This is a genomic window from Myxacorys chilensis (genome assembly GCF_059505265.1).
In genome coordinates, this window is sequence record NZ_JCACKG010000159.1 from 122885 (window position 1) to 131872 (window position 8988).

At 49.0% G+C, this 8988-nt stretch carries 6 protein-coding genes; 1 reads left to right on the forward strand and 5 read right to left on the reverse strand.

All coding sequences use genetic code 11. From position 1 onward, the window contains the following. Window positions 1-158 precede the first annotated feature (158 nt). From AC5JLB_RS12995 to AC5JLB_RS13005, 3 genes are all read right to left on the reverse strand, one after another. On the reverse strand, window positions 159-926 hold the full coding sequence (locus AC5JLB_RS12995; RefSeq protein WP_495874250.1) for a response regulator transcription factor: 768 nt from the start codon (window positions 924-926) through the stop codon (window positions 159-161). A gap of 129 nt (window positions 927-1055) precedes the next feature. After that, window positions 1056-2012, reverse strand: a complete 957-nt coding sequence (locus tag AC5JLB_RS13000; RefSeq protein ID WP_495874251.1) for an AEC family transporter — start codon at window positions 2010-2012, stop codon at window positions 1056-1058. A 105-nt stretch (window positions 2013-2117) separates the two neighbouring features. Next, complete coding sequence (locus AC5JLB_RS13005; protein WP_495874252.1) at window positions 2118-4298, reverse strand: IMS domain-containing protein; 2181 nt, start codon at window positions 4296-4298, stop codon at window positions 2118-2120. Between the two features lie 460 nt (window positions 4299-4758). On the opposite strand from AC5JLB_RS13005, the gene pdhA reads away from it, so the two are divergent. Continuing rightward, the gene (pdhA, locus tag AC5JLB_RS13010; protein ID WP_495874253.1) at window positions 4759-5790 is read left to right on the forward strand and encodes a pyruvate dehydrogenase (acetyl-transferring) E1 component subunit alpha; all 1032 of its coding nucleotides are present in this window, start codon (window positions 4759-4761) and stop codon (window positions 5788-5790) included. Window positions 5791-5980: 190 nt separating this feature from the next. On the opposite strand, the gene AC5JLB_RS13015 is transcribed toward pdhA, so the two are convergent. Further along, the gene (locus tag AC5JLB_RS13015; RefSeq protein WP_495874254.1) at window positions 5981-7072 is read right to left on the reverse strand and encodes a DNA topoisomerase IB; all 1092 of its coding nucleotides are present in this window, start codon (window positions 7070-7072) and stop codon (window positions 5981-5983) included. A 294-nt stretch (window positions 7073-7366) separates the two neighbouring features. Next, window positions 7367-8656: a glycosyltransferase family 4 protein gene (locus tag AC5JLB_RS13020; protein WP_495874255.1), complete on the reverse strand. Its 1290-nt coding sequence runs from the start codon at window positions 8654-8656 to the stop codon at window positions 7367-7369. Window positions 8657-8988: the final 332 nt, after the last annotated feature.

Below are 8988 nucleotides of genomic sequence, written 5' to 3' on the forward strand. Positions count from 1 at the left end.
AGAAAAAGGGGCGCGTCGCCAGTGCATCCAAACTAGCTTGCACTAGCCATAGTAATGACTACAGCCATTATTTACAACCCTAACGGATTATTCTAATTCCGAAGAGCGGCAGAATATAGAGCGCTAGATGTAAATCCTCTGAATCAATGACCCAGAAGTTAGCCAAATCGGTAGCCGAACCCCCGGACAGTAACTAAATATTCAGGATTACTCGGATCGCGCTCTAGCTTTTCTCGTAGCCAACGAATATGAACGTCAACCGTTTTACTTTCTCCAATAAAGTCAGGTCCCCAAATTCGTTCTAGAAGCTGATCTCGTGACCAAACTCGTTTGGGATGCGTCATGAATAGCTCCAGCAGCTTAAATTCTTTTGGAGAGAAGTTGACGAGATCGCCCCGCACAGTGACACGGCATTCTTCAGGATAGAGCGTGATGCCTTGATATTGTAGAGTCAAGGACTTGGGTGTAGTCTGAAACTGCTGATGCCGACGCAGCAAGGCCCGACAGCGAGCCACAAGTTCTCGCATTCCAAACGGCTTCGTGAGATAGTCATCTGCCCCGACTTCTAAGCCTACAACGCGATCAGTTTCGCTACCTTTGGCACTCAGGATCAAAATCGGAACGCTATTTCCCTCGCGCCGCATCAGCCGACAGAGATCCAAACCATTTACATATGGCAACATCAAGTCGAGAATGATGAGATCAATGACAACTCCGGGAGCAGCGCTAGACGGCTTTCCTGGCGAAGCTTGCAGCAAATCTAGTGCTTGGCGACCATTGGACGCAGCGGTTACATCGTACCCTTCTTCTGTCAGCGCGAGGGCGATGGTTTCTCGAATCAAATCTTCGTCTTCAACCACTAAAATGTGTCCAAGGGTGGACTTAAACTGAGCGGTCGTACCTTCTGCAATCAAGGTGGGTGGCATAACTAACGATTCAAGACAACTGTGCAGATACCGAAATAGCTGTGTCGGGGCAATTCTACCATTGTTTAGAATTTCAGTGCGGATCGATACACTCTCTTTTAATACAGTGCTATTTATATGAGGTTTGGGTTAGAAAATTAGCAGCCACAGTGGAATAGTCAGCAAAATGCTAACCGTACTGAGGGCAATACAACTCGCTGCAAGGTCGCGATCGAGATTGTATTCTTCTGCCAAAATTAAGCTTGCAAAAGCGCTGGGCGTGCCTGCCATTAAGATTAACGAAAGTCTAATATCTCCTGACAGTCCTAGGAGGGTTGTACCAATGCCGACCAAGGCAGGTAGAACCAACACTTTGAGAAAGACAGGAATGGCAGCAACTGTTAAGCTACTCAATCCTTGGAGTTGACCCAGACGCATGCCCATCAAAACAAACGAAGTGGGGATTACAAACAGCAACGCCGAGTCTGCGATCGCGCTTCCCCACGGCGCAAACTCGACCGATTGCGTCAAATAACCCGCTGCAAATGCCCACAGAGTCGGCACCGTCATTATGTCCCGTAGCAGCATCCACCAATGATTTGGCTGCTCAGATCTCCCATAGTAACTAGCCAACAAAACTCCAACACCGTAGGTTCCCACTAAGTTTTGCGTGACGCTAAACAGCACCGCCCAACTCATATCTCCTGCTTGTAGCAAAGTTGGGATAATGCCTAGCCCTATAAACCCAGTATTACCCAGCATAGAGGCAATCACAAAGGTTCCTTGGTGAGGGCTGTCAAGGGGCGGGATGGGAGGCATCCATACGTCTAACCTGCTCTGTTTTAGAGCAATTAAGCCTTGTAGAATAAGCCATGCTAAAACAATGCCAACGCCGAGGGTGGCAATCGTTACCACCGGAGCCAAACTGAGGGTTGGATCAAAATGCGTATGCCGCGCCAACCCAAAAAGCTGCCAAGGCACACCGACCCAATAGAGACTCCGACCCAGCAAGCGAGGAAACGTTTGAGGCAAAAACCGAAGCGCGATCGCTCCCAATCCTGTCCATAGGATCAAAGGAGTATAAGCATGCAAAAGAACTTCAATCATGCCCACTGCACCGGGCGATACTGTCAAACAATCTTAGCGGAATCAAGCCCTCCTGTCTCACAGCATTGTGCAGATGAAGGGTGCAGAGGCACGTTCTCTCAATCACTATTTCCAGTCTTTGATCCGCCACTGATTATCTTGACGCACCATCGTATATTGCACTTGCATGTCGCGATCGTTCTGTGTGTCAGACGGTTGCGCTCCTTGGAAGTATTTTCTAATTTCGGTGACCGTTGCGCTTACGATCGCTTGGTTCGGATCGGTCTGGCTCACATCTACGCTATCGATTTTGAGCGAGTGTTCATACTGAATGGCTAAGTTGTCTCGTTTCGCCTCTTCTGAGTAACGCTGCCACTCGGTTAGCTTCGGCTCAGCTAAAATTTGAGCCAGCTTTTCAGGGGAGTGCGTCTGTCCCATTGCCGCTTGCTTAGCGCTATACCAAGCATCGAGAACCGCTTGCGCGGTTGTTTGGTTCATCTCTCCCGAAATCGAGGCTGCTTCAGATGCGTCCGGCAAGGGAACAACAGGCTGATCGAGTTGTACTAACAGCGGCTCACTTGCAGGACTCGTGCTACTTCCTATTAGCGATCGGACAGATTTAATCAAAATAAATCCTAGCAACCCTGCCGCCGCCACTCCTAGCAGCAAAATCGGCAGACGGTTACGCAATGTTGATCCCTCTCCTCGACGGGAAGGAACCGCGTCTGCCTGAGCACCATTACGATTAGCTTTACCAGGCTCCGAAGCATCTCCTCCCCGCGATCGTCGAAGCGAAGGATTGCGCCCAGCTGGAGATTTTGCTTCTTGCAAACTGCCTTCTGACGACCGATTGGCAAAGCGCTCTGCAGGCGACAACGTAGCTACAGTAGACCCTGTAGCCGAGGTTAGAGTTGCCGTTGCCGCCCGAGAACCGAATTGCTCAACCGACACGGCCCCAGTTGAGCGGCCATTACGAGTCGCAATTTTAGAGTCCTGAGTGGCTTCTCCTTGGCGACGGTTCCAACTCTGAGTGAGCGACCAATCGTGTCGGCTTTCGGCTTCCGTGGGCAGTTCTTCAAGATAGGCTTGCACCTGCTCGTCTGAAAAGTAGCTTTTCAGCAAGGCTTGCTGCTGGGCGAGGTCGCGAAAATGCGGAAAAACTTCATCTTGCAGCCACCGTTCTGCATACAAACACAGTCCGGGCAGCAGGTCAGGAGAGCCTTGAGAATTTTCACGAATAAACGCAATTTGCTCGTATTCTTGACTAAGTTCTAAAACTCGACTCGCTTCTTCGGTTTGTCCCAATAGCAAGGCGCAAACCGCTTGCTCTAAGTGGACATCTTGACGGCTTCCTAATCGCGCTAGCATTGCCTTCGCTCGGCGAATCAGGGCGGGCTGCTGTTGGGCAAATCCGCGACCGAGGAGGGCATAGACTGCCAGATAGGTTGCTACAGCAGAGGGACGACGCGATTCTTCTTCAAACAGAGCCTGCTGCTCTTCCGCCGTTAGGTAGCCTCGTAGCTGTTGAATAAATCGCAGAAAGTCATCAATGCTTAAACCGGACTGGTCGTTTCCGGCACCGTCAATGCCGCCCCGTTCGTGTAGCATGTCCTTCAGCAGCCGGATGCCTTGCTGCCGATCGTCATTGTGTTCCATCGGCAGGGCTAACAGTTCCAAAATGCGATAGGGGCGCAGCTTATATAAATCTGAGCCAATCTCATTACGAACGCTGGCAAATAATCCTTCCCGCAAGAGTAGCTCTTGCCCTGTTTCTAGCGCTTCTGCGGCATTCTCATACTGCCCTTGATGCCATTGTTCGCGCCCCAATTCTAGGCAAGACAACGCAACTGTTAGCACAATATCGGGTAGCACCAGTTTTGGATCGCCAAAGCGCCCATCGCGTAGATTGGCTGTGCCACTACTGAGATAGGGACGCCCCAATCGTAGAACCAATTCGTACTCGCCGAGTTCTTGCAGCACAAGGAGTGCCCCAATCAACTGGCGATCGTCAATTTCGACCGTCGGAGTGTTAACGTCTAAGGCATCGTCTGCCAACCCTTCCGGTGGGTTGGACTCAAGCTCATAAGTTGATGCGAGAAAGCTCTCATCATAGTCCTGTCGCTGCTCAGGATTGGACAAAACAGCATATGCCTCATCTAGCAGGCTTCTGCGAGTAGCAATTGCCGCTTCAGAGTACTCTCGTCGCGGAAGTTGGAGAGTGCGATCGCGATGAGCCTGCCGCAACTGCTCAGACGTTGCCTGATTTGGCAGACCCAGAATCCGATAATAATCGAGCGGTATACGCACGGTTAACTTCCCCAACAGTCAAAAGTGATCAGCGGACGTGACGAGCGAATGAGAGCCATCATACCCCGTCTTAGCAGAAACGGTATTTTACCCTAAAAAAGCGTAGTCATCTGTTCATCAGTCTTAAGGTCTGTTCATTCAGTCTTAAGGATAGATAGACGCTCAGGCAGCATTAAATCATAGCGGTCTCACTCTAAAGTTGTCTAACATATAGAGTGTTCTAGGAACGAGGGTTCTAGAACACTCTATATTAATAGAGAGCAGACCTTACCTTAAATAGGAATAGGAGATGAAGCTTTAGGTATTTGTCTGCGGTAACCGCTATCATCCTCTGCCGACTGTTTGATCTTTGACCCACCAGAAAGGTATTTTAGATTAAATTATGAGTGCTGACGCTTTTTGTCGTTAGCCCTGTTACATTCTGTCCCTAATTGGGTATTGCAGCGAGGTTGTTACTTTTATGGTTCAGGAAAGAGCGTTTCCCACATTTCAAACTGCCCCTGCCCAAGTGACGCGGGAAGAGGGGCTAATGCTCTACGAGGACATGGTACTGGGGCGCTCTTTTGAAGACAAGTGTGCCGAAATGTATTACCGGGGCAAAATGTTCGGGTTTGTTCACCTATACAACGGTCAAGAGGCAGTCTCGTCGGGCGTTATTAGAGCGATGCGTCAGGGAGACGACTACGTATGCAGTACTTATCGAGACCACGTCCATGCGCTTAGCTGCGGCGTGCCTGCGCGAGAAGTGATGGCAGAACTGTTTGGCAAAGCAACCGGGTGCAGCAAAGGCCGGGGTGGATCGATGCACCTGTTCTCTGAAAAGCATCGCTTGCTGGGCGGATTTGCTTTTATTGCAGAAGGCATTCCAGTCGCGACTGGAGCCGCGTTTCAAACGAAGTATCGCCGGGAAGCGATGGGTGATGCGAGTGCAGATCAAGTAACGGCCGCTTTCTTTGGCGACGGCACCACTAACAATGGTCAGTTCTTTGAGTGTCTTAACATGGCAGCACTCTGGAAATTGCCTATTCTATTTGTGGTCGAAAATAACAAGTGGGCAATTGGTATGGCCCACGATCGCGCGACTTCGCAACCCGAAATCTACAAGAAAGCCAGCGTATTTGGGATGCCGGGATACGAAGTCGATGGGATGGATGTTTTGGCAGTGCGCGGTATTGCTGAAGAAGCCGTAGCGCGTGCCCGTGCTGGTGAAGGTCCAACGCTGATCGAGTGTTTGACCTACCGCTTCCGGGGTCACTCGTTAGCGGATCCAGATGAACTGCGATCGAAGGCTGAGAAAGAGGCATGGTTGGCTCGCGATCCAATTAAAAAGTTTTCAGCCTACCTAATTGAGCAAAACTTGGCGGATCAACAGGAACTCAAAGATATCGATAAAAAGATTCAAGCTGTGGTGGAAGATGCAGTACAGTTTGCGATCAATAGTCCTGAGCCTGATCCGAGTGAGCTTTATAAATACATCTTTGCGGAAGATTAAAGTAGGTGCCATTAGCGCAAAGCGTAACTCTGCGCTAATCGCGTTAGTTTTTATCCAATCGCCCACTTTGGCGCAAATTTCTAGAAATTCTGCCTAAACTTTCCTGATTGCGACCTGAAATTTGGGAATAGTGGATTGGTAGATGCACCCTGATGAATCCCCTGGCACTCGTGCTGGGGGTTTTATTGCTTCACGCAGTTTCACCCAGTAGCGCTACAACGATTAGCTCTTCGACTCTGAGGGCATGACCGTCTTCCACTATGGTCGTGGAATGCTTCTCAGTCACAACATGCAGCGATTCATTCAAATAAGCCTCTAGAATGACTGGATGCACATAATACTTCCGACAAGTTGCGGGTCGATTGCCTAAGTGAGCGGCAACAGCTTTGATCGCTTGCGTAATATTTTTTTTGGCGGCGGTCTGTGAGGTAAAACGACCCATTTCTGAGAGATGAGTCGCAGCGAGAACGGTTCCAGCCCAAGTTCGAAAATCTTTAGCGGTGAAATCGTCTCCAGCAATTTCCTTGAGATAGTCGTTCACATCCGTTGATGTGACATCTTGAACATTGCCACTTTCATCAAGATACTGAAATAATTCTTGTCCAGGAAGATCTTGACAGCGTTTTACGATTTTTGCGAGACGTTTATCTTTGACTTCAATCTCATGATCGACGCCGCTTTTTCCACGGAAGGTAAATTGAATTTTGGAGCCAGAAATATCGGCGTGTTCGTCTTGAAGCGTTGTGAGGCCGTAGGAGTCATTGGTTTTGGCATATTCGTCGTTGCCAACTCGAATGCGCGTTAACTCCATCAATTTTAGAACTGCTGCTAATACCTTTTGCTTGGGCAATCCTGGTCGCGCTAAGTCCTTCTCTAGCTGGCGTCGAATGTTGGGTAGCGCCTCGCTAAATGCCATCATTCGGCTGAATTTAGACTGGTCACGCACAGTACGCCACAAGGGATGATATCGGTATTGCTTACGCCCTTTGGCATCGCGTCCAGTTGCTTGAAGATGCCCATTTTCTAGCGGACAAATCCACACTTTTTTATAGGCCGGTGGAATCGCTAAGGAATTGACGCGATCGATCGTCTCTTGGTCTCGAATGCGATCGCCATTCACATCGAAGTAGATAAATTTCTTTCCTGACTTCTGCCGTCGAATCCCTGGCATGTCGTCCGTTACATACTCCAGTCCAACCGCTTTAGCAGATTCAACGGGGCTTGCAGACGCTTCTGTATCAATCGAGTCTATGTCAATCAAACGTTCGCTCTGGAGTTGCATAGTTTGCTAATTGGGAGCTTAGGCTCCTATATTTAGTAGCGTACCGAATAGCAACTGTTGCGGACTCTACAGCAGAGTAGAAGTTGACTCGCAACTAGGGTCTGCCTTTTGAGTGACTTAAGCTACACCTCGTCAAAGCCTAGGGCAAGAATCCAGTGATGCAGGGTGATTATGCCTTTGCGACAGCAGTCATCTAGTTAGCAAAGAAATAGCGGATGAATTCTCTGTTTCATCCGCATACTGCTGATTCTGAGCCAGTCCTAATGTTTCGATGAAAGAATGATTAGGGTTTCATCAAGCACTCACTGCAGAATCGTTAGACTCTTTCGCCGCGACTTCTGATTGGTTTGACTCTTTCAACACACGCTTGTAGAGCTTACTCAACTGAGATGCAACACCATCCCAACTAAAGATCGTCTCAACCCGCTCTCGTCCGGCTTGTCCTAATTGATCGCGCCATTCAGAGCTAGACAGAATCCGCTCGATCGCGTCTGCAAAGGCAGCAGCATCTTTAGGAGGCGCAAGCAGCCCTGTGACTTCTGGAATCACAGTGAATTGCAATCCGCCTACGGCACTAGCGACGACAGGCGTCCGGCTTGCCATTGCCTCAATTGCCACTAAGCCAAACGGTTCGTAATGGCTGGGCACAACGCAGACATCTGCAGCGGCGTAATAGAGGTGGAGATTGTCTAGCCCTAAGCGCCCAGGAAAAGTAGTGACATCTTGCAAGCCCAGGTCAGCAACAATGCTCTCAATGCGATCGCGCTCTCTGCCATCGCTGTGACCCGGACGGCTCCCACCACCGATGATTAGCTTAAAGTTATCTTGCAGTTCCAAACGTCCTACAGCACGAACAATTGTTTCAATGCCTTTGCGCGGATCAAACCGTCCAACGTAGAACACAATTTTGGCGTCTTGATCAAGACCCAACTGCTGACGGGCCTCTGCACGGGAAACACAACCAAAGCGACGGATATCGGTTCCGCAAGGAATTATATCAATCTCACCTTTCGTTGAGACGAGCGATCGCATGTGGTCTTCTTCCTGCGGACTCGTTGCAACGATCCGTTCTGCAGTCTCTAAGCAGGTTTTCTCGGTTGCTAAACGTGTTTTGGCAATCAGTGGAATCGTTGAAACAGCTTGATATTTGACTGCACCGAGCGAATGATAAGTGTGAATCTGCTTCGTGCCCTGGAGTTTCCTTAATTCAAGCCCTACCCAAGACGACAACCAATAGTTCGTGTGAACAATGTCGTACTGTGCTCCTAAATCACTCTCAAACTGTTGAAACGCTTGCACGAACTCTGGTAAGTACTCGAACAGTTCGTCTCTAGGGATAAATTTTTGAGGTCCAACGGTGAGTCGGATCGTGCGGCAATCGGGTGTGTGTTGCACAATCCCAGCTTGATCAGGAGTAGAACGTCGGGTAAACATATCGACCTGCCAGCCTTGGCGCGACAGGGCTTCACCCACTTGGCGCACGTATACATTCTGTCCGCCTGCTTCTTCCTTACCAATTTCAATTGCCGGATCACCGTGAACCGAGATCAACGCAAGCCGCTTTTTATGACTTGAAATAAACATAGATCAATTCACCAAAACACACTAAAAGGGATCACTAAAATGGGGACGAATGTACCGCAGGAAACTGGTTCAGTCCGGTATATTCTATTGATTTAACAATACAAATTAAGAGTATTTCTGTTCATCAGTCATGGGAAATAAATCGATATAGAAGAATATCGATTCTTTCATCAGTTAAGTTGAGCTTACCTATGTCATAAGGTGGATGGCTTTTCATAGGGAGTTGAGCATTCACGATGCAAAACATTGTGATTCTAGTTGAGGCTCTAAAACAGCTAGGTCGTGTTCTAGACGTGTGGATTTTGCGATACTGGAGGAGTGTGGTTTCAGCA